General features: G+C 38.9%; 20 protein-coding genes, 1 tRNA gene and 2 rRNA genes. 15 read left to right on the top strand and 8 right to left on the bottom strand.

Annotated features, from left to right (window positions below; translation table 11 throughout):
• The 3 genes from FZF09_RS20865 to FZF09_RS20855 all read left to right on the top strand — a co-directional run.
• A 23S ribosomal RNA gene (locus FZF09_RS20865) occupies nucleotides 1–105 on the top strand; the annotation flags it as partial.
• Nucleotides 106–231: 126 nt separating this feature from the next.
• Nucleotides 232–348, top strand: a 5S ribosomal RNA gene (gene rrf, locus FZF09_RS20860).
• A 23-nt stretch (nucleotides 349–371) separates the two neighbouring features.
• A tRNA-Thr gene (locus FZF09_RS20855) sits at nucleotides 372–447 on the top strand.
• A gap of 90 nt (nucleotides 448–537) precedes the next feature.
• Here FZF09_RS20855 and FZF09_RS20850 read toward each other — a convergent pair.
• The 3 genes from FZF09_RS20850 to FZF09_RS20840 are packed head-to-tail and all read right to left on the bottom strand — an operon-like array spanning nucleotide 538 to nucleotide 1,737.
• Nucleotides 538–1,149: a site-specific integrase gene (locus tag FZF09_RS20850; protein ID WP_158738482.1), complete on the bottom strand. Its 612-nt coding sequence runs from the start codon at nucleotides 1,147–1,149 to the stop codon at nucleotides 538–540.
• Complete coding sequence (locus tag FZF09_RS20845) at nucleotides 1,119–1,649, bottom strand: tyrosine-type recombinase/integrase (protein ID WP_158738481.1); 531 nt, start codon at nucleotides 1,647–1,649, stop codon at nucleotides 1,119–1,121. The genes FZF09_RS20850 and FZF09_RS20845 overlap by 31 nt, the downstream gene beginning before the upstream one ends.
• Nucleotides 1,600–1,737, bottom strand: coding sequence for a hypothetical protein (locus FZF09_RS20840; protein ID WP_158738480.1), 138 nt, complete (start codon nucleotides 1,735–1,737; stop codon nucleotides 1,600–1,602). The genes FZF09_RS20845 and FZF09_RS20840 overlap by 50 nt, the downstream gene beginning before the upstream one ends.
• Nucleotides 1,738–2,523: 786 nt before the next feature.
• On the opposite strand from FZF09_RS20840, the gene FZF09_RS20835 reads away from it, so the two are divergent.
• The 8 genes from FZF09_RS20835 (at nucleotide 2,524) to FZF09_RS20800 (ending at nucleotide 10,311) form a co-directional block, all read left to right on the top strand.
• On the top strand, nucleotides 2,524–3,198 hold the full coding sequence (locus FZF09_RS20835) for a GntR family transcriptional regulator (protein ID WP_158738479.1): 675 nt from the start codon (nucleotides 2,524–2,526) through the stop codon (nucleotides 3,196–3,198).
• Between the two features lie 4 nt (nucleotides 3,199–3,202).
• Nucleotides 3,203–4,357: an LLM class flavin-dependent oxidoreductase gene (locus FZF09_RS20830; protein ID WP_158738478.1), complete on the top strand. Its 1,155-nt coding sequence runs from the start codon at nucleotides 3,203–3,205 to the stop codon at nucleotides 4,355–4,357.
• Nucleotides 4,358–4,376: 19 nt separating this feature from the next.
• Nucleotides 4,377–4,955 (top strand): amino acid synthesis family protein, encoded by a 579-nt coding sequence (locus FZF09_RS20825; protein ID WP_158738477.1) that lies wholly within the window; start codon nucleotides 4,377–4,379, stop codon nucleotides 4,953–4,955.
• Entirely contained in the window at nucleotides 4,955–5,749 is a 795-nt protein-coding gene (locus tag FZF09_RS20820) for an alpha/beta fold hydrolase (RefSeq protein ID WP_158738476.1), read from the top strand. Before FZF09_RS20825 ends, FZF09_RS20820 begins: the two co-directional genes overlap by 1 nt.
• A 20-nt stretch (nucleotides 5,750–5,769) precedes the next feature.
• On the top strand, nucleotides 5,770–7,254 hold the full coding sequence (locus FZF09_RS20815; protein WP_233269588.1) for an aldehyde dehydrogenase: 1,485 nt from the start codon (nucleotides 5,770–5,772) through the stop codon (nucleotides 7,252–7,254).
• Between the two features lie 40 nt (nucleotides 7,255–7,294).
• Nucleotides 7,295–8,293, top strand: coding sequence for a 3,4-dihydroxy-2-butanone-4-phosphate synthase (locus FZF09_RS20810; protein WP_158738475.1), 999 nt, complete (start codon nucleotides 7,295–7,297; stop codon nucleotides 8,291–8,293).
• 131 nt (nucleotides 8,294–8,424) lie between these two features.
• Nucleotides 8,425–8,583: a hypothetical protein gene (locus FZF09_RS20805; RefSeq protein WP_158738474.1), complete on the top strand. Its 159-nt coding sequence runs from the start codon at nucleotides 8,425–8,427 to the stop codon at nucleotides 8,581–8,583.
• A 156-nt stretch (nucleotides 8,584–8,739) separates the two neighbouring features.
• Nucleotides 8,740–10,311 (top strand): BCCT family transporter, encoded by a 1,572-nt coding sequence (locus FZF09_RS20800; RefSeq protein WP_255450616.1) that lies wholly within the window; start codon nucleotides 8,740–8,742, stop codon nucleotides 10,309–10,311.
• Between the two features lie 710 nt (nucleotides 10,312–11,021).
• Here FZF09_RS20800 and FZF09_RS20795 read toward each other — a convergent pair.
• From FZF09_RS20795 to FZF09_RS20785, 3 genes are all read right to left on the bottom strand, one after another.
• The gene (locus FZF09_RS20795) at nucleotides 11,022–11,165 is read right to left on the bottom strand and encodes a helix-turn-helix domain-containing protein (protein ID WP_158738472.1); all 144 of its coding nucleotides are present in this window, start codon (nucleotides 11,163–11,165) and stop codon (nucleotides 11,022–11,024) included.
• Nucleotides 11,166–11,498: 333 nt separating this feature from the next.
• On the bottom strand, nucleotides 11,499–12,509 hold the full coding sequence (locus FZF09_RS20790) for an acyltransferase family protein (RefSeq protein ID WP_158738471.1): 1,011 nt from the start codon (nucleotides 12,507–12,509) through the stop codon (nucleotides 11,499–11,501).
• A gap of 133 nt (nucleotides 12,510–12,642) precedes the next feature.
• Nucleotides 12,643–13,491 carry a thermonuclease family protein gene (locus tag FZF09_RS20785; RefSeq protein ID WP_233269587.1) on the bottom strand — a complete coding sequence of 283 codons (849 nt, stop codon included), beginning with the start codon at nucleotides 13,489–13,491 and terminating at the stop codon, nucleotides 12,643–12,645.
• Nucleotides 13,492–13,641: 150 nt separating this feature from the next.
• On the opposite strand from FZF09_RS20785, the gene FZF09_RS20780 reads away from it, so the two are divergent.
• The 3 genes from FZF09_RS20780 to FZF09_RS20770 all read left to right on the top strand — a co-directional run bounded on the left by FZF09_RS20780 (nucleotide 13,642) and on the right by FZF09_RS20770 (nucleotide 16,487).
• Nucleotides 13,642–14,469: an MBL fold metallo-hydrolase gene (locus FZF09_RS20780; protein ID WP_158738470.1), complete on the top strand. Its 828-nt coding sequence runs from the start codon at nucleotides 13,642–13,644 to the stop codon at nucleotides 14,467–14,469.
• A gap of 20 nt (nucleotides 14,470–14,489) precedes the next feature.
• The gene (gene eutH / locus FZF09_RS20775) at nucleotides 14,490–15,575 is read left to right on the top strand and encodes an ethanolamine utilization protein EutH (RefSeq protein WP_158738469.1); all 1,086 of its coding nucleotides are present in this window, start codon (nucleotides 14,490–14,492) and stop codon (nucleotides 15,573–15,575) included.
• A 114-nt stretch (nucleotides 15,576–15,689) separates the two neighbouring features.
• The gene (locus tag FZF09_RS20770) at nucleotides 15,690–16,487 is read left to right on the top strand and encodes a M15 family metallopeptidase (RefSeq protein WP_233269586.1); all 798 of its coding nucleotides are present in this window, start codon (nucleotides 15,690–15,692) and stop codon (nucleotides 16,485–16,487) included.
• A gap of 359 nt (nucleotides 16,488–16,846) precedes the next feature.
• On the opposite strand, the gene FZF09_RS20765 is transcribed toward FZF09_RS20770, so the two are convergent.
• Complete coding sequence (locus FZF09_RS20765) at nucleotides 16,847–17,902, bottom strand: phosphotransferase family protein (RefSeq protein ID WP_233269585.1); 1,056 nt, start codon at nucleotides 17,900–17,902, stop codon at nucleotides 16,847–16,849.
• Entirely contained in the window at nucleotides 17,899–19,092 is a 1,194-nt protein-coding gene (locus tag FZF09_RS20760; RefSeq protein WP_158738467.1) for an acyl-CoA dehydrogenase family protein, read from the bottom strand. The genes FZF09_RS20765 and FZF09_RS20760 overlap by 4 nt, the downstream gene beginning before the upstream one ends.
• A 100-nt stretch (nucleotides 19,093–19,192) precedes the next feature.
• Here FZF09_RS20760 and FZF09_RS20755 point away from each other — a divergent pair, with 100 nt between their 5' ends.
• Nucleotides 19,193–20,662: a sigma-54 interaction domain-containing protein gene (locus FZF09_RS20755; RefSeq protein WP_158738466.1), complete on the top strand. Its 1,470-nt coding sequence runs from the start codon at nucleotides 19,193–19,195 to the stop codon at nucleotides 20,660–20,662.
• Nucleotides 20,663–20,723 lie beyond the last annotated feature (61 nt).

The raw sequence follows: 20,723 nt of genomic DNA, 5'->3' as shown, positions 1-20,723 counted from the left end.
CCAAGCTAGTAAGACCCCTTGCAGATGACAAGGTTGATAGGTCTGAGGTGGAAGCGTGGTGACACGTGAAGCTGACAGATACTAATCGGTCGAGGGCTTATCCAATACAAAGGAAAGCGCCTCGCAGGCTCGAACATTCGTTATGCAGTTTTGAGGGAGCAATCCCTAATAAGAAAAGGATCGTTGAGATATTGTCTCCATGAGACAATGATCAAACGACTCCATTCAAAGCCTGGTGACGATAGCGAAGAGGTTCCACCCGTTCCCATGCCGAACACGGAAGTTAAGCTCTTCAGCGCCGATGATAATGAAGGGGCAACCCTTTGTGAAAGTAGGACGTTGCCAGGCTTAATTTTTTATATTTTACATAGGCTTCCTTAGCTCAGCAGGCAGAGCGCATCCATGGTAAGGATGAGGTCAGCGGTTCGAGCCCGCTAGGAAGCTCCATAAAAAATACGATAATAGAGCAGGTTCCAGCAATTAGGAACACTGCTCTTGTTTTTGGGATGCGGTCAACTTCTAACAAACTTCTAGCCTTTAGTCCAGTAAAGCACCTATTTTCTGAGCTGCTTCTTGCTGTAAACCCGGGGTAATGTGCGAATAAATATCTAAGGTTGTCCGAACAGAAGCATGGCCCAAACGTTCACTTACTACTTTTGGGTGCACGCCTTCACTTAACATCATACTGGCGTGTGTATGCCTTAAATCATACATACGAATTTGATTAACCTTCCATTGTTCTACTAATGGCTCTGTTATTCTGTACCACGTCCGTAAAACATTACGCTGATTAACTGGATTACCTAATCTTGTAGCGATAACCAAATCACTTTTCTTGTCATATGCTTTTCCGGCTCTCATTATTTTTTCTTTCTGCCGTGTGCGATGGCTTTTTAATTGTGATATGGTTTCGTCATCTAAGGTAATATATCGTTTCCCTGTACCCGTCTTAGGTGCTTTAAACTCCATTTGACGAGTAAGAGAACGAACAACACGCACTACTTTTTTATGCGGATCAATATCCGACCATTTCAAACCTAATATTTCCCCCGGCCGCATTCCAGTGGATAACGCAAGGTGGAAGAATATATATAAATCATCTTCCTTTTTGGCAGCTTCTAAAAATACTTTCCTTCTTCTTTCGTCCAATATCCCATTTCCTTTTCTTCTTTCTTGGGATTGTCGAGTTTATCCGCAAAATTTACAGGGATCAAGTCTGTTTTATACGCATATTTCAAAGAAGCCTTTAAAACACTGTGCGCTTTGTGTATACTTGTTTTGGAAAGATTTTTCTTTTCCAATTCTCCATACATCTTTTGAATGTGCATAACTTTTAATTTAGACAGTGGTATTTTTCCAATTGAAGGAATAATATGGTTGTGTATCTGTCTATAATAGGAATCAAACGTATTCTTGGCTAGGTCTGTCTCTTTCAGGTCTAGCCATTCTTTTAGGTACTCAGCCATTGTTGTTTTGGTCGGCTCGATAAATGTTCCTTCTTGTAATTTTGCCACGATATGCGGAAGGTCTTTCTCTGCATCCTTACTTGACGTGTATCCACTAAACCATTTCTGCCTGCGATTCCCTTTTTCTCCTACATCAACGACGATGTAATACTTTTTCCCTTTCTTTACAATGCTCCCTTTCATCGTCACTACCTCCTACAATAATAGCGTTTTCTGTTTCAATAATCATCTTTTTAGGCATTCTCTCCACTACAATTATTTCCTTTTCCATACTAAAGACCCCCCTTTTTTAACATTAAAACGAACAAACGTTATCGTTTTGGATGTTTTAAAAACTTCTTAACACAACTATAGATGGAACTTCTACATGAGGTCGAGAATGAACCACGCGAACTTCTTTTTTTTACTTTATGAAATTGAAAGTTTAAATTTATTAAAGTTTCAAAGTACGTCTTTCGCCAAAAAGACTTGGAGTAAGTCGAGTTTTTCTAATGCGTATCTATATCAGACAACTTCAAACCTAATAATTCCTCCGACTCGTTTTAGTGGATAGGGAAAGCTTGAAGAAGATATAAATCATCTTCATTCTTGCCGGGTTCAAAACTTTTTTACACAAAAGTTCTGTTGACGCAACTAGGGATTGTAAAGGAAAACCGATGATTAAAAATGCGAAATATTTAAATAATATTATTGACAAATTCTTAATAGTCAGTTATTTTTATATTAACTTGTATGGTACATTCAATATACAAGTTTTACAAAGTTGTTTCTTGTATGGTACATGGCAGTTAGGGGATGCTCTGAAAAATTTGGTTGTGGAATAAGCGGGCGAACCTGAGAAACTAGATTACAAAGAGGCAGTACACCGGCAATAAAAAAATTAAGTATGAATTATGATGATAATAAGACGCCAAATGGGAATTATCACGAGAACATATAGTTCCCCCCTTTACTTTGGATGACAGAAGAGTTTTACTGAGTTCATCAATGGATTAAAAGCAGTGAAAGTACGGGCAATATTTGGTTGATACCATGAGAGTATGAATGAAAGAGGTGCATGAAAATAACAATTTCAACAGCAAGTATTACTACACAAGTAACAAAGGAAATTAGAAATGAGATTGTCAAAGGAGAATATGAGCCAGGAAAAAAGCTTTCCGAATCAGCGCTGTCAAAACATTATGGTGTTAGCCGCACACCTGTAAGAGAAGCCTTAAAGCAATTAGAAAGAGAAGGATTAGTAGAAATCAGTCCTAGAGTCGGTACCCGTGTGACCAAACCAACAGAAAAAGAACTAAATGAATTATTCACTGTCAAAGCCTCTTTAGAAGGACTTGCAGCTGGTTTATTAGCTGCGAATCAGGAAGTAAGCAAAATTGATGCTATCGAAGAAGCAGTAAATCAAATGGAAAAAGCTGTAGAAACAAAAGATCATGATTTATTTGTGAAATCGAATAAAGATTTCCATGAAGTTATATTAGAAGGGGCTGATAATTCAAAGCTAAGTTATTTATTGGAACTTCTACTCAATCAAATGCCGTATCAACGATATGTCTATCTAAGTATTGAGGTGCCTAATCGTTTAGAACAGTCTTTTTTGGAACACAAAAAGGTACTGGCTGCCCTGCGGAAAGGAAATCCGAAAGAAGCGGAAGAAATGATGAGAGCTCACGTTGAGGCAAGTGGCAAGCAATTAAAAGAAGGTATAGCTCAAAAACTAATAAAGGGGTGATTTAATGAAATTCGGAATATTTGCCAACTTGACAGGAAAAGGGAGATTGAATGAGTTTAACAAGGTTTTAGAAGAAGCAAGAGAACAAGCGGTTTATTGTGATGAAAACGGTTATGATTCTATTTGGTATACGGAGCATCACTTTGGCCATGAAGGGAATGAGTTAATACCAAACCCTATACTAATGGGGGCCGATACTGCTGCTAGGACGAAAAATATTAGAATTGGTCAAGCAGCAAATGTCATCACTTTTTGGCATCCGCTTCGTTTAGCAGAAGATTTAGCTATGTTGGATCAGCTGAGCGGAGGTCGACTGGATATAGGGTTAGCTCGCGGACTGTATGGAAGAGAGGCTGCTAATCTAAATATTAATGCTGACCCTTCTAATCAAGAGTTAAATCGAAAGTTGTTTGAAGAAACGTTTGACGTATTAAAGAAAGCGCTGTCAAACAAATTTTTTTCCCATCAAGGAGACTTCTATGAGTTCCCGCCTTCTGGACTAAAATGGAGTCATCCAATGAGCCCGCCGTCCGAAAAATTTATGGATATGGATAAAGGAGAAATCAATAAAATATCTGTTATTCCGAGTCCCGTCCAAACACCACACCCGCCGTTCTGGCAAACGATTGACTCGCCGCGCTCCATCCAGTCGGCAGCGAAAATTGGAAACAGTGGAATTTTTTGGATGCCTGCCGTAAAAGAGTTAAAAAATCGATTCCAATTGTATAAAGACACTGCCTCTGAGGCGCGAGGACAAGACGTACCGCTTGGGGAAGGAATAGCGCTAGTCAGAGATGTTTACGTAGCCGACTCAATGGAGCAAGCAAGGAAAGAAGCAGGAGAAGCCGTATTAAACAATTACCGCTGGGTTTGTCATTGGAGAGGCCTGGGTAATTTACTAGACCCTGGGGAAGAATTGAAACCTGGTCAGGAATTAACCTATGATTTTCTCCATCCTCGTAATTTATTGTTTGGTACACCTGAATATATTGTAGAAAAAATTCAAGAATTAAAAGAAGAATTAAATTTGCAGCATCTGTTGTTATGGGTGGACCACAATGGACTCGACCACGAGAAAAAGATGAGAAGTTTAAAACTTTTCACGGAAGAAGTTATGCCAAAATTCAAACAAGAAACAATTTCAAGCAGCAATATTTAAAACAAAAGGGGGAAATAACATGTTAGAAGTAAGAAAGGTATATACAGCAATTGAGGAGACACATATGGAAGGTGGAAAAAAACTCAACACCCCAATTAAAATTGTCGCTTCGATGGCAGTCATAAAAAATCCATGGGCCGGCCGAGGTTTTGTAGAGGATTTAAAGCCGGAAATTGATGAATATGCACCGGAGCTTGGAGAGCTATTAGTCGATGAACTGTTGAATGCAGTAGGTTCTCCGGATAGTGTAGAAGCTTTCGGAAAGGCGGGAGTTGTGGGCGTAGATGGAGAAATTGAGCATGCATCTGCTTTCATTCATACATTGAAATTTGGTAATAAGTATAGAGATGCTGTAAAAGGGAAAAGCATTTTAAGTTTTACGAATAAGCGAGGTGGAGCTGGTACATCAATCACTATTCCAATGGTTCATAAAAACGATGAATCAAAACGATCCCATTACATTACTTTTGAGACAATGATTCCAGATGCCCCACGCTCAGATGAAATCGTCATTGTGATTGGAGCATCAACAGGAAGCCGTCCACATCCACGGACTGGTGACAGACATACCGATATGAAGGAAATGGGGCTCACTTAATGCCGGTTCAAGTCTTGAATAGCATAAAAACAAACTGGAAAGAAACAGGAAAAGGAGAGCCGGTCATCTTCTTACATGGTGTGGGAATGGACCATACCATGTGGGAAGAGCAATCTGATTATTTGTCATCCTATTACCGTGTCATTGTATACGACATGCTCGGACACGGATTATCCGAAAAACCGTGCAAAGAATACAAACTCATTGATTTTGTCAATCAGCTTCGAGAATTAATGGAACATTTATCGATTAACAAGGCTCATATTATAGGATTTTCCATGGGGGGACTAGTGGCTCAGTTATTCGGCATTCACTGTCCCGATAAAGCGAAGACACTTACGTTTATGAACACTGTTGCCAACCGTACCAAAGAGCAGCAGCAAGCAGTATGGAGCCGGGTAAAACAGGTGGAGCAGAAAGGACATCAAGCACCGATTTACGCAGCGATAACACGCTGGTTCAATGAGAGTTACAGACAGAATCATCCAGAAGTGATCGAAAAAGTAAGACAACGGTTGGAAAACAACGATCCATTTTCTTACTTAAAAGCGTATAAAGTGTTCGCGACCGCTGATCAAGAACTTTGGCCGCTGTTAAGCAAAATCACTATCCCTGCCTTAATTATGACGGGGAAAGAGGACGTCGGCTCCACACCACAAATGGCAGAAGAAATGCATGAGAAACTTGCAAAGTCTGAACTAATCATTGTACCGGAATACAAGCACATGCTTCCAATAGAGGGAAGTGAAACGGTGAATAAAGCCCTTCACACGTTTATTCAACGAAATAGTTAAGACTACAAAGGGGGATAAAGGTGAGCGAATTAAAGAAATATAACATGTATATCGGTGGAGAATGGATTCCTTCATCGAATCATCAATACTTTGAAAGTTTTGACCCTGCAACCGGTGAACCGTGGAGCCAGGTTGCTCAGGGAACAAAAGAAGATGTAGAGAAAGCGGTAAAAGCAGCTCACGATGCATTTTTTAGTACCAAATGGGCCGATATGACATACACAGAACGAGGTCATTTACTAAGAAAATTGGCTGATTTACTAACGGAACATGTAAATGAACTTGCCGTATATGAAACAAGGGATAACGGTAAGTTGATTCGCGAAATGAAAGGCCAATTACATTACATGCCTGAATTTCTATATTACTATGCAGGGCTGGCGGATAAAATTCAAGGGGAAACGCTGCCCATTGACAAAAAGAATATGTTTGTTTTTTCGGAAAGAGAACCTTTAGGGGTTGTCGCAGCCATTACTCCATGGAATTCTCCACTTTACCTCACTTTCATCAAGCTGGCGCCGGCATTAGTTGCTGGAAACACAATTGTTGTTAAGCCTTCTGAGTACACCTCTGCTTCCATCCTTGAATTCGTAAAATTAGTTGAAAAAGCAGGCTTTCCGGCAGGCGTTGTCAATGTAATAACTGGATTTGGCAAAGACGTTGGCGATCCTTTAACTTCACACCCGCTTGTTAGTCGAATCGCTTTTACTGGTGGAGAGAAAACTGCACGAAATATAGTTAAAAATTCCTCAAATAACTTTGCACAATTATCATTGGAGTTAGGAGGAAAATCCCCAAACATCGTTTTTGATGATGCGAATTTATATAACGCCGCCATGGGAGCAATTGCTGGAATATTCGGAGCTACCGGCCAAAGTTGTGTGGCGGGATCGCGGGTTTTTATCCACGAAAATGCTTATGAAGAGTTTATGGATATTCTTTTGTCTCGTGTAGATAAAATAAAAATTGGTGATCCGATGTCAGCTGCATCGGAAATTGGTCCAGTAGCTACTCATCAACAGCTTCAAAATATTGAAAGATATGTAGATTTAGGGAAAAAAGAAGGCGCGAAGCTGTTAACGGGCGGTAAAAGACCAACTTACATGAAAAACGGCTGGTACTTTGAGCCGACAGTCTTTGAACATTCCGATCACTGCTCCTGTATTATGAAAGAAGAAATATTTGGCCCGGTGCTGAGTGTGATGAAATTTAAAGAAGAAACCGAAGTGATCAACTTAGCCAATAGTACAGATTACGGTTTAGCTGCTGGTATTTGGACGAATGACATCGCAAAAGCACACCGGATCTCTAAACGTGTACGTGCAGGCATTGTCTGGGTTAATACGTATCGAGCCATTTCACCAATTGCCCCTATCGGAGGTTCCAAGCTTAGCGGCTATGGTCGAGAAGGTGGGCTGGAGTCGGTGCATGAGTACACTCAAAAGAAGACTGTTTGGATAAACACTTCTTCTGAAACAATGGCTGATCCATTCGTAATGAGATAATAAATAGGAGTCAGAATGAGTAGAAAGAGTGTGATATGATATGTCGTCTTTCAAAACAGCATACGATGAGCTGCAAACAGGACGTCTTATCGTTTTAGTGGATGATCTAAACCACAATGTAAGTTATTTAACGGGGCTCCTTGATAAAGTGAATCCGGAACAAGTTAATTTTATGATTAGGTTCGGAAAAGGACTAATTTATGCAGGTATTAACAAAAACCAGGCAGAAAGACTCGAGCTTCCTATCATGGCTGGTGATGGATGGTGGAATGGGAGTACAGTATCCGTAGACCACCACTCATCCTCTACGGGGATTTCTGTTAATGAAAGAGCAGTCACCTTAAAAGCATTGAACATGGAGTTAGCAAGGCCGGAACACTTTATTAGACCCGGCCATGTATTTCCCGTTGTTTATGCTGAGAATGGGCTGTTAGAACGCCGGAGTGTTTTTGAAGCGGCTGCGGAGGTAGCTGGAAAACATGGGAGTTTAGTGAATACGTTTATATGTGAACTACTAAATAACAAGGGGGAAATCGCGAATTATCATGAAGTAACATCTTTTTGTCAAACCTATGAGCTTTGTCATGTATCAATGAGCACCATATTAAAAAAGCAAGGGAATCACTCTTTAACCAGATTTACAGCTGAAACTATTAAGATACCCTATATTAACCACGCCATCGGTTTTCCGAATATTAATTTAAATCTGAAAAAATATTCTCCACCACTTCGCTCAGGTGTCTATGGCATACGAGTAACATGTGACCAACAGACAGACATAGGCATCATGCATGTGAATGAAACAGAAGGAACAAAAAGCGGAAAAGTTTTTGATATGTATATAGAAAGCTCTTTGTCGCAGAGATTGGCTAATAAAACGGTTTTTATCGAAGTGAATTTCTTTTTAAGACCGCTTAAGTTTTTCTCTTCCTCGTCGATTGATGATTTAGTTGTCATGTATAAAAAGGATAACGAACAGGTAAGAAAATACTTTTATTTAATCTATCATGACAGAATAGAAGGAAGTTTCGTGTTATGAAAAGAATCATGAAAGAAATTTAATTATCCGGAATTTAAGTTCGTTAAGTTTTGTAATGTGCATTATGGCGTTAATAGAGGAATATTTAACGTCATTGATGGATGGTTTTATAAAAAGGGGTGGTAGATATAGTGAAAAGACGAAAACTGATAGTGGATTATTTAGAAGATTTAAGTCATTCTTCTCACGAGATTAAGTTTGGAGACGGTGGAGTAAAAAGAACTCTCCAAGCATATTTTGATAAACAAGAAAAGAGAATAGTAGTCAGTATCTCTTCGCTGAAGATATAAGGTGATTCACCTTACTTTTGACTTGTATGGTACATGGCACATTGATGAAATTTTTAAACTGCCTCCTTGAATTAAACGTTGGTGATGCCGGTTAACTCGGCCAAGAATGATATGTATCTAAATTAAGTAATTGGAGGAGGAGAAGCAGTGCAAAATATTAATTGGAAAGATAGGATTAATTGGACTGTATTTATTATTAGCGGAGGACTGTTAGTGTTGTTTGTTGTCATGTCCTTCTTGTTTACGGATGAAGTAGCTGCCTTAGTTAATTGGGGATTTGATAAGTCGGTCACTTACTTTGGAGCTTTTTGGCAAGTTTTATTACTGGCTACCTTTGCTGTAGGAGCAGTGTTAGCTATTTCGAAGTACGGAAAAGTACGACTCGGAAATACAAGGAAGCCTGGTATGAGTTTTTTCAAATGGGCTTCTATAATAACTGTTTCCGGATTAGGAGCAGGAGGGGTATTTTGGGCTGCAGCAGAACCGATGTATTACTTCACGGAAGTACCGCCCATGCATAATGGGATCACTGCTGGTACGGAAGAGGCAACGGGTGTAGCTATGGCACAAAGTTTCATGTCTTGGGGGTTTACTGCTTGGGCTGTATACGGAGCGATTACCGCCATTGTAATAATGTATGCTCACTATAACAAAGGATTATCTTTAAAGCCTCGTACGCTTTTATATCCTATATTCGGAAAAAAAGTTGAACAAAATGCCTGGGGCGTTGCAACCGATGTGTTTTGTATTATTGGCGCAGTAGCCGGGACCATAGGAACAATTGGATTTTTCGGATTCCAATTCAGTTATTGGATGCATGATTTATTCGGTATTCCTGATGTATTGCTCACGCAAATACTAGCTGTAGGAGGATTAATTACCCTTGTTACGATTTCTACAGTGACAGGTATTGAGAAAGGAATTCAGCTTTTAAGCCGTTTTAATGTTTGGTTTGCCATTGCTATCGGTGTAATTATGTTAATTATTGGTCCTGGTGGTTTTATCATTGACACATTTATATCATCCTACGGTACCTACGCGGAAGAATTTATGAATATTCACACATTTAGAGGGGATAATGGCTGGCTCGGTTTTTGGATGTTATTTTTCTTTGGTTGGTTTATCGGATTTGGTCCTCTCATGGCTATTTTAGTTGCGAGAATATCAAGAGGACGAACTATTAGAGAAGTATTTTTTGTAGTGTCAATTGTAACCGCATTATCATCCAATGTGTGGTTCAGTATTTTAGGAGGGAGCGGTATCTTCTATGAACTGCAAAATATTGGATCTGTAAGTGAGCCATTAATGGAAAATGGGCTTCCTGCAGCAATTATTGCTATTGCTGGTCAGTTGCCGATGGGTGGATTAATGGCTGTCATTTTTCTCTTGCTAACCATTACTTTTGTGATTACAACGGCGGACTCTATGTCTTATTCGGTTTCTATGGCAGTGACAGGGGAAGGAGACCCGCCAAAAGGGGTGCGTATATTCTGGGCTGTTTTAATGGGAGCCATTTCTGTAATTTTAATCAATATCGGGGAAGGAAGCATTAGTGCCTTACAATCGTTTATTGTAGTTACGGCGGTTCCTATTTCAATAATTATGTTACCGGTTTTATGGACAGCGCCAAAATTGGCTAAAACAATGGCGATCGAGCAAGGGATTATCGAGAAAGGGAATACAAGTTATTCAAATAACAACGTAAGTGAAAAAGTAGAAAATTTATAGGAAATGATTAATGCGAGTAAAAGGAGAGAATTAAAATATCATAATAATATGGGAAGGGAAGAAGTTGCAGAAATTAAATACAAAAGTGCCCATAGTTGTATCACACCCGCCATTTCGGATCGAAAACACAGAGTTTTATAGTTATTTGCCTGTTGTATACAAGGAGCAGCAGGTCTTTTTATTGATTTCTATTATGTGAGGCGTAAGCTTTAGATGGGTTGCCCTAAAACAGCAAACGGTTTTTCGATTTCACATCGGTCATGACTTCGTTGGCTCCGAATAAATAATAAGTTAGATATTCGAGACATTGGGGTTTTCTAATATATTTGTAATAAATACTTTTCACTTTCTGTATGAACTTACTGTACTGACCATTATTATAGGACATTGAGATTTTGGGATAGATGAAATATTTTAGTGGATTACTTTTAATAGGAGAGGCTCAAACGTGAAAGGTTATAGAAAAAAACAATGGAATATGGTGGACTGCATGCCTACCAGCCAGTTTATAATTCATCATGTTTTTGCCTGTTCCTCATGTTTTTCATTTTTTTCTCTTCTAAAAATGCTATGAAGCGTTCTTTTGATATGCCGGATTCCATGGTTTCCTTTACTACTTCAAGCCAAGCTTCGTCTAATTCTGTTTTTCATCCACGGTTTGAGGTCCAAGCAAAGATTGAACAGGGATACTTAGTTTATGTGATATGTTTTTAATACATTGAACAGAAGGGTAAAAGATATTCATTCTCTTCTATTTTTTGAAGATGGGTGTTAGAAATACCTGTTCTTTTTACTAAATCAGAAATGGCCATATCTTGTCTCGTTCGGTAGTGAACTATTCTTTGACCAATCATACTTTCAACTCCTTTATTATTTATATCATCTATTTTTGAGAAACGATTATATTTGTGTCACTTAGAGTTTATGTTGTAAGAAAAAAATACCTATATTTATAATACAACAAATTTTACAGATAAAATATCTTTGGGACGTTTGAAAAAAATCACCATTATTTAGTCCATATATACCGGTCCTTTTATCACGTTTAGCAAAGGTGGATAATTTTATTTTAACTAGTTAATAAACATGTTTATACTTTTAGTCAAGCTAAATTCACTGGTAAAGCTATAATAGAAAGTTTCTGCAAAACAAAAAGCACCCGCGCCAGGTGCTTTTTGTTCTGTAGTTTATTTTTTTGAAAAATAGGAGAATGGTTCAATCAATGGCTGTGTGACTTTTTTTACAATGGCAGAGGACAAAATGAATGTGAATATAATACATCCTAAGGCCAGAAGAAATACTTCAAATACAGTGTCCATGCCATCATAAAATTCTGTTTCACGCAAGTATCGAAAAATGAAGCCATGCAGCAAATAAACATAAAGAGTGTTTTTAGCGTAAATAGACATTGGCTGTTTTTCTTGGGGGACGAATGCTAAAAAAGCAATTGAAATCGCAATAGTAGCCACGTAAGCAAGCAGCCTGTATGCGCCGCCGGCTGCTGCATGTTCAAATCCCATTGCTTGATACGATTCATTACCATAAAACAACTCATATGGAATGTCATAAGCATAAAAATAAAAAATAACAAATGATAATATAAAGATTGCAGCTCCGATTATTTTTAATCTGGCGAGTTGTAAAAACTCAAAGTGATGTCGTTTTATGAAATACCCTGCCAAAAAGAAAGGAAAGAATACAATCGTACGAGATATACTAAACAAAGTGGTTGGTTCACCGAATCCAATAGCAACACCAAGTAAAATGGCTAAAACGATCATATACGGGCTGAATTTAAATAAATGAATAATGAAATAAAAGGAAAACAACGTGAGTAGAAACCATAGGGACCAATGGGGCTCAAAAATTGGCACGTTCAGTTGCTGCCCCATTATGTCATGGTAAAAAAACGAATAAATAACTTGAAAAATAATATAAGGCACAAGCAGCTTTTGGATCGGTTTCACAAATTCATGCTGTGCTACCGCTTTTTTTGCAAAGTATCCTGAAATAAAAAGAAATAAAGGCATATGAAAACTAAAAAGGAGTAAATATAATCCCCTGCTGAATTGATGCCATTCGATAAGAGGCGTAATGGCATGGCTTATTACAACAAGAGCTATTAGTATAAATTTGGCATTGTCAAAAAAATAGTCCCTCTTTCCAGTCGTATGAAAAGGGGAAGATGAAGTCGTCAAAATAATTCACCTGCCTCTGTCGAAAGCTCTTAGGCCAGTATAGACAGACACAACCCCTTGCCGCAACCCAAAAGCTTGTGTAAAACTATGGGTGAATTTTGAGGAAATATAGGAAAAAGAGTATCGAGCTCTACTATCTTTGTGATTTACGATATCCTGATTCCTGGGCTTCTTGTTCTGTACAAAACATTTCCTCTGCGTTTGTTTGATCGTAATATTGCCCATCGGGTGTATGGTAAATAAGATCACCATTCGAACTGTGGTTTCCTTTTATTTGAGGATTATCGCAATCCCTTTGTTCAGGTGAATTTTCTTGCTTCCTTTCTGCAGAATTACGAACAGCATCAGGGTGAAAACCTTCATCGGTTACGTATCCATCTTCACTCCAGATTCCTTTTTCTTTCTCTTTTGCTTCTTCCTCAATGTCTCGAAACTCATCGACATATCGAGTGTTAGGTTCAATGATGTAAGCAACTCGTGCAAGTCCTTCTTCTAAGATCATTTTGTTATACATTTCATCCTCGACCCAAACGTAGGCTAAAAAGCGGTCATAGTTATCCCGGATAGAAGTGTCTATTTCAATTTCAACTTCTTTATTAACAGAAAGATGCTCTTTTGCAAAGGCACTTGCTTCTTTTCCATACGGCTGTTCGGGTTCCGTGGGATGAACTGTTTCGGGCGTGTCGATGAGAAGAAGACGAATCGTTTCTTCTGTTCCTTCCATATTTACTTTTATCGTATCTCCGTCTACCACTTCCGTTACTGTGGCAGAAATAGTGTCTTCAGGAAGTGATATTTGTTCATCCTGGATTTCTTCTTCCACAGATTGTTTGGTTTCGTGTGTCTGGTCGATCGTAGATTCCTCAGCACATGCTGTCAGTATAAACAAAGCAGCAATAAAGAAAGAAGAAAACTTGTATCCGAAAAATAAACGCCAGTGCACGTACATATGAGCAATTTTATGTAAAGAAATTAGCAGCATTTGTTATTATCCCCCCCTCGCAATAATAAAAGATATGTACATAAGGGACAACAGCTTTCTACCTTCTCCCAATTAGACAAAGCAGGAATCTAGCAAGGTTTTCTAGAATATTACAAGAAGAGTCACCAGGTTTGCAGAAAGGGTGGTAGAATGTCTGTTCAATACGAAGATCATTCCGTTACTATTTTTGAAAGCGCATTGCACCAAACGACTTCAACGGTTGCAGTAACGAAAGATGTCATAGTAATAGTTGACCCTACATGGCTTCCTGAAGAAATCCAAGCGATTCAAAAACATGTAAATGAAAGAGATAATGGCCAGCGCAAATATTTGCTTTTTACGCACTCGGATTTCGATCATATTATTGGATATAATGCTTTCCCAGAGGCAGTGACGATTGCTTCGAGAGGTTTTGCGGTACGGTCTGGAAAAAAGGAAACGATTCAGGAAATAAAAGATTTTGACGACCAATATTATATACAACGTCCTTATCTAATTGATTACCCAAAAGTGGATATCATCATTGATTATGATGAACAAACCATTGATGTAGGGGAAACATCTGTCACCTTTTATTTGGCTCCGGGGCACCAAGCTGATGGAGTATTTGCTGTTATAAACAATTTAAATGTGTTTATTGCCGGTGATTATTTGAGTGATATAGAATTTCCATTTATACACCATAATAGTGAAGCATACAGTAGAACGCTTGATAAGGCTGAAAAGATCATTGGAGAAAAAGAGATAGAATTGCTCATTCCTGGACATGGAAAAGCAACGACGGATATAAAGGAAATGAAGGACAGACTTGAAGATTCCAGATGGTATATTGAAGCTTTGCGAAAAGAAATTAGTGAAGCAGGAAGCTATGATGTTCTGCAAGCATTCGTTGATAGCTTTTCTTTTTCACGATATCTAGGAGAAATGCACCAAGAAAATCTTCTGCAAATGAGAAAAGAAGAACAGCAGAACAGCTAAAAAAAAGAAGGGTTATAACGATGCCGGAACTACAAGAGATAATACTATGGTTACTCGCCGTCTTTATGGTAATCGGTGCAGTAGATAAAGTATTGGGAAATCGTTACGGATATGGAGAAGCATTTGAAAGAGGATTTGCCTCGATAGGACCGATTGCTGTAGTTATGATCGGCATGATTTCTCTTGCTCCTGTGCTGGCAGAAATTCTTCGTCCGGCAGTAGTTCCTATCTTTCGATTTCTTGGTGCAGATCCAGCGATGTTCGCCACAAGTGTGCTAGCTCTTGATATGGGAGGGTATGCCCTTGCAGGAGAATTGGCAGAAACAGAAGAATCTGCTAAGTTTGCCGGCATTTTGCTCGGTACAATGTTAGGACCTGCATTAACATTCACAATACCTGTAGCCTTGACCATAATAAATAAAGAAGATCAACAAGCAATGGCAAAAGGAATGCTGGCTGGAATTGCAACCATTCCAATCGGTCTTTTGATCGGAGGGGCAGCAGCAGGGTTTTCCCTACAACATATGTTAGCTGATCTTGTACCAATCATATTGTTTTCTCTTCTTATTGTTATCGGTTTATGGCGTAAACCAACAATAATGGTAAGTGGATTTCAACGGTTTGGAAAAGCTGTGGTGGCATTTACAACTCTTGCTACGGCAATTGTTATAATAGAAGCTTTAACAGGCTGGGCCCTTATACCAGGGATGAATCCATCAGAAGAAGGCCTCCTAGTTGTTGGGTCAATTGCTTTCATTTTGGCAGGAGCGTTTCCACTCGTTCAATTTGTGAAGTATCACTGGAATGGTCAAAGCCTCCGGTTAGGAGAACGCTTTCATATGAATGAACCCGCTCTTTCAGGGTGGGTTTCTTCCTTTGCTCATGTAATACCGATGTTTGCGTTAGTTGAAGAAATGAAAGAAGAAGGAAAAGTGATGAACTTTGCTTTTACTGTCAGCGGAGCGTTCATTCTGGGAGGACATTTAGCATTTACCGCAGCAGTGGACAAAAATATGATCGTTCCGATGTTACTTGGGAAATTCTCAGGAGGAATATCAGCGATGGCTGTTGCTTACTGGATGATAAAGAAAGAGAAGACTCCATAAATCATACAATAGTAATAGATATCTTTGCCTTTTTTCTATGTGAAAAATATAATAGTATTTAGTACTGATATTATTCATCTTAGAAAGCAGCATTAGAAAGAAGGCATGTTACAAATGAAAAATATTACTATGTTGGTTGCTTCAGCTTTAATCATAACGGGCTGTTCTTCTAATACGGACTTTAACGAGGATAAACAGAATACAGAGGAAGAAGAAGTTACAGAGGAAGAAGCAGCGGAGCCTGTGGCAGGGGATGAGAATGAGAGCAGAGAAAAAGAGGAAGATACAGAAGAACAAGCGGTCGAAGCACCACAGTTAAATGAAAAAGGGGAACTTACAAAGCCGGAAAGTGAGCAGGTTCTCGTAAATAGAGAGTATCGTCTTCCTGAAGGATATGAACCTGACGACTTGACAGTACCGGACATACCTTTTCCGTTTGAAGAAGATCATCCTAAAAAACAAATACGAGAACCCGCAGTTAAACCTTTAGAAGAGCTCTTTGACGAGGCAAGTGAGGAAGGTCTCCAATTGTACGCTATATCCGGCTATCGATCCTATGATCGTCAGGAAGCTATTTTTGCTGCAAATGCAGCGGAAGATGGAGAAGAAGAAGCAAATCAGTATAGTGCAAAGCCAGGGCAAAGTGAGCACCAAAGCGGATTGGCAATGGATGTAAGTTCTCCTTCTGCTGATCTTGCCTTAACTGATGAATTTGGCGAGACACCAGAAGGTCAATGGCTCAAAGACAATGCCCACAGATTTGGGTTTATTATTCGCTATCCAGAAGATAAAACAGACATTACTGGTTTTCAATATGAACCTTGGCACCTTCGTTATGTAGGCAAGGAAGCAGCTGAGACGATGCATGAAAAGGATCAAACACTAGAAGAGTATTATGGTGTTGAGGAGTAAAAAAAGGGACTGTCTCTAGAGAGCTTAAGAGACAGTCCCTTCTTCTTTTACTATATGGAAAAATTAGATTGGTTATTTATTCTCTTGTACTTTAGAATGTTTAACTTTGGTAAAGGATCAAGTATAAGTAAAACGACGTTTTCCACCATAAGGCTCGGTGGAAAACCGAGTTTTTCTGAATAGGTAAGAAATTATAAATAATTGGCGTTTTACATGTCTAGCTCCAGCCCTACTCGCCTGAGATTCCTTCGGTTCGTCAATGGAAAGCAAAGTTCAGCTTTCCATATGCCGATCCTCCAGGACTTGTCGCTCGTGAGCAAGGCGCTTGCGCTTTTCTTATCGTTGAAAAATAGCATGCATTAGATGATTTCTTTATTTTTAGCCCTGACGGCTTGATTTAGTAAGTTGCTGATCCCAATTCCTAATCTTGAAAATCTAGCATCCGATATTTCTCCTTTGTGCCAGCGGTAATAAATCTGCTGCAAAATAACCGCAATTTTAAAAAAGGCAAAGCAAACATAATAATGTATATTTTCTATATTCCGACCGGTTTTTTTGGCATAAGCTTCTGCTGCATCACGGCGTGAATAAAACCCTTCTTTTTCTGTGACAGATATGAGGCCTGTTTCTGCGTCACCTGGTTCTTTCCAATATGCCAGTGTTCCCGCAACATCTGAAAGCGGATCACCGACAGTACATAATTCCCAGTCAAAAACGCCGACAGCTTTTTCTGGGTTATCTTTAGCAAACATCATATTGTTTAGCTTAAAATCATTGTGCACAATGGAGTGCTCTGAATGAGATGGAATATTTGCGAGCAGCCATGGAATGATTTCTTGTACGGTGTCATTTCCCTCCACGATAGACCGTTCATAGCGTTTGAGCCAGCCTTCAATCTGTCTTTTTAAATATCCTTCCGGCCTACCTAAGGAGTCGAGCCCGTGTTGATATATATCAATGTTATGAAGGCTGCCTAACGTATCAACAGCTGCTTGCGAAACTTTTTTTGGAGCGTTTTTGATATGCTTCCATTCTTCGGGCATGCTGCCATCAATAACAACACCTTCTTTTTTCTCCATTAAATAATAATGTTTATCCGTTACATTTTGATCTTCTTCATATAAATAAGGTTTTGGAGCTAAAGGGAAAACAGGGTGAATCTTACTTAAAGTGTTGTGTTCTCTTTTCATATCATGAGCTCGAGGAGGGACTTCCCCGAAAGGAGGCCGCCTTAACACGAGTTGTTTATTTGGAAAACATAGTAAGTATGTTAAATTGGAATAACCTGCGGTAAATTGTTTGACAGTTAAAGAAGAAGTATCTACGTCTGGAAGTTGAATTTTGATTTTTTCTATCAACTGCTCCCAATTTATTTTTGTCTCTGAAGGGGTTTCTACATTTAAAGCTACACTCAATATAACTTCTCTCCTTTTTCGAAGGCTTTTAGGAGGGTACGAGCTACGACGTAACGGTGTACTTCATCCGGCCCATCATATATTCTGGCTGTACGTGCTTCCCGGTAAAATCCTTCGAGCGGTGTGTCACCAGTGACTCCAAGAGCGCCGTGTACTTGAATAGCACGATCAATGACATCATGGAGAACTTTGGCTCCATAGAATTTTATTAAAGACACATCTTTTCTTGCTTCATCTCCTTGATCCATTAACCATGCGGCATGAAGAGTCATTAACCGGGCTGCTTGCATTTCAGCAGCAGAATCAGCAATAAAATTTTGAATGCTTTGAAACTGACCGAGTGTCTTTCCCCTCGTTTCCCGTTTCAGAGCGTAATCAAGCATTAAATCCATACTGCGGTGACAAACTCCTAACCAGCGCATTGCGTGGGTAATTCTTCCCGGACCAAGGCGGAGCTGAGCTAACTTAAAACCTTCCCCGCGATGTCCGAGCATATTTTCTTCAGAAACACGGCAGTTCATATAGCGGACTTCACAATGACCGCCGGCAAAATGGTCCCCAATGACAGGCACTTCTCTTACAATTTCAAATCCAGAATTATCGTTTTCTACGATAAATAAGCTTGTTTTTTTATGAGGCTCAGCATCAGGATCGGTAACAGCCATTACGATGGAAAAAGATGATCCAACTGCACCAGTAGTGAACCACTTATGAGCATTAATGACCCATTCATCGCCTTCTTTCTCTGCTGTCGCTTGAAGCGTTCTAGGGTCAGATCCGGAAACTTCCGGTTCTGTCATTGCAAAGCAAGAGCGAATATCGCCATTTGCCAACGGAAGCAGATATTTTTCTTTTTGTGTTTCTGTTGCAGCATGAACGAGAATTTCACCGTTTCCGGCGTCAGGTGCCATAGAGCCAAATATATAAGGAGCGATAGGGCTTCTGCCGATGACTTCTGATAACAATCCTAACGTGACAAAGCCTGTACCCATCCCTCCTACATCTTTAGGAAGATGGCCAGCCCACAATCCCAGGTCTTTTACTTTTTGCTGTAAAGGCTTTAGTATATCATCAGGTAAACCGCGATGCGGAACGATATACTTCTCATTGGGATAAACGTGCTCTTTCATAAATTGACTAGCTGTATCAATGATGTGCTGTTGTTCTTCTGATGGTTTAAAATCAAACATGGACAACGACTCCTTTACTGATAATTACTATCATTAATAATGCAAAAATTGTTCCAAAATTATGATAAAATAAAAAATACAATCATCTAAGAAGAGGGGGATGAAAAGAGTGGCCCATAACACTAATTCTGTAAATAAAATGATACAAAATAATAAATTATTAGATTCCATTATTCAGTCCAGTTATGACGGGATTTATGTTGCAGATGCACAAGGGAATGGTTTAAAGGTAAACGAAGCTTATACGAGAATAACGAATGTGCAGCCCGAGCAGTTGTTAGGTAAAAATATGCGTGAAGTAGTCAAGGAAGGTATCGTATCAGAATCGGTGACCTTTAAAGTATTGAAAGAAAAGAAACCGATTACAATTATGCAAAAAGTGAATGGTGTAGAAGTTATAGTAACGGGCAACCCCGTATACGATGAAAATCATCATATTACGCATGTCGTAACAAATGTCAGAGACTTAACGGAACTAACAAATTTAAAACTAGAACTGAATGAATCAAGGGCTTATACAAAAAAGATATTAGAAGAAATAGATTCATTTAAAAATCAAGAAAAAATTAAAATGATGCTGGATGGTGTCATTGCACAAAGTCAAGAAATAATGAAAGTAGTCTCTCTTGCACAGAAGGTTTCAAATGTTGACTCTACCGTGATTTTGGTGGGAGAATCCGGAGTTGGGAAAGAAGTGTTTGCCAATATGATTCACTCAGGAAGCCAGCGTGCGCACAAACCTTATATAAAAGTGAATTGTGGTGCGATTCCTTCTCAACTTTTGGAGTCTGAATTATTTGGATATGAAAAAGGAAGCTTTACAGGAGCGGATCGAAATGGGAAAGCTGGGTACTTTGAGCAAGCAAATGGAGGCACCATTTTTCTTGATGAAATTAGTGAGATCCCATTAGAATTACAAGTAAAACTATTGCGGGTACTTCAAGAATTTGAAGTCATGCGGATCGGAAGTACAAAGGTAAAGAAAATCGATGTAAGAGTCATCGCAGCTTCTAATAAAGATTTAGAGCGGCAAGTAGAAAAGGGCGCTTTTAGGGAAGATCTCTATTACCGATTAAATATTGTTCCCATAAGAATTCCTCCGCTACGTGAAAGAAGAGCAGATATTGCCCCATTAGCTTATTATTTTATAAATAAAGTAAATAAAAAGTACAATCTCAAGAAAAGATTTCAACCTGAAGCGGTATCCTTTATGCAGCAATATAGATGGCCAGGCAATATTAGAGAAATGGAAAATTTAATTGAGCGTATAGCTGTAACAACCGATCATAATGAAATCAGTTTATTTGATTTTCCAGAAGAATTGGTAGAACAAGCAATGAGTGATGAAAAAAGTGATCAGACAGAGAGTCCTTTTACAAAAGAAAATAAATTGAAAGATCTAGTTATGGAACTTGAAAAGAATGTCATTACAGAACGCTTTGTAAAAAATTTAACGACACGAAAGACTGCTCAATCACTAGGCATAAGTCAATCCGCTTTAGTGAAAAAGATGAAAAAACTAAACCTGACCAAAGAAGATATCTTGAACAATAAGAGAATATCCGGCTGAACAAGGGATTTCTTCTCAGTTATCAGCCGGTTATATCCCAAAATTATTGTAAGCGATTACA

Origin of the sequence: Alteribacillus sp. YIM 98480 (assembly GCF_009765375.1) — a bacterium.
GTDB lineage: Bacteria > Bacillota > Bacilli > Bacillales > Marinococcaceae > Alteribacillus.
This window is presented reverse-complemented; position numbering and strand designations above follow the sequence as displayed.

Bases quoted from the DNA above. Each gene is read 5' to 3' on its own strand.
- FZF09_RS20845 (WP_158738481.1), bottom strand. From the start codon at position 1,649: ATGAAAGGGAGCATTGTAAAGAAAGGGAAAAAGTATTACATCGTCGTT.
- FZF09_RS20840 (WP_158738480.1), bottom strand. From the start codon at position 1,737: ATGGAAAAGGAAATAATTGTAGTGGAGAGAATGCCTAAAAAGATGATT.
- FZF09_RS20835 (WP_158738479.1), top strand. From the start codon at position 2,524: ATGAAAATAACAATTTCAACAGCAAGTATTACTACACAAGTAACAAAG.
- FZF09_RS20830 (WP_158738478.1), top strand. From the start codon at position 3,203: ATGAAATTCGGAATATTTGCCAACTTGACAGGAAAAGGGAGATTGAAT.
- FZF09_RS20825 (WP_158738477.1), top strand. From the start codon at position 4,377: ATGTTAGAAGTAAGAAAGGTATATACAGCAATTGAGGAGACACATATG.
- FZF09_RS20820 (WP_158738476.1), top strand. From the start codon at position 4,955: ATGCCGGTTCAAGTCTTGAATAGCATAAAAACAAACTGGAAAGAAACA.
- FZF09_RS20810 (WP_158738475.1), top strand. From the start codon at position 7,295: ATGTCGTCTTTCAAAACAGCATACGATGAGCTGCAAACAGGACGTCTT.
- FZF09_RS20795 (WP_158738472.1), bottom strand. From the start codon at position 11,165: ATGATTGGTCAAAGAATAGTTCACTACCGAACGAGACAAGATATGGCC.
- FZF09_RS20785 (WP_233269587.1), bottom strand. From the start codon at position 13,491: ATGCTGCTAATTTCTTTACATAAAATTGCTCATATGTACGTGCACTGG.
- FZF09_RS20780 (WP_158738470.1), top strand. From the start codon at position 13,642: ATGTCTGTTCAATACGAAGATCATTCCGTTACTATTTTTGAAAGCGCA.
- eutH (WP_158738469.1), top strand. From the start codon at position 14,490: ATGCCGGAACTACAAGAGATAATACTATGGTTACTCGCCGTCTTTATG.
- FZF09_RS20770 (WP_233269586.1), top strand. From the start codon at position 15,690: ATGAAAAATATTACTATGTTGGTTGCTTCAGCTTTAATCATAACGGGC.
- FZF09_RS20760 (WP_158738467.1), bottom strand. From the start codon at position 19,092: ATGTTTGATTTTAAACCATCAGAAGAACAACAGCACATCATTGATACA.
- FZF09_RS20755 (WP_158738466.1), top strand. From the start codon at position 19,193: ATGAAAAGAGTGGCCCATAACACTAATTCTGTAAATAAAATGATACAA.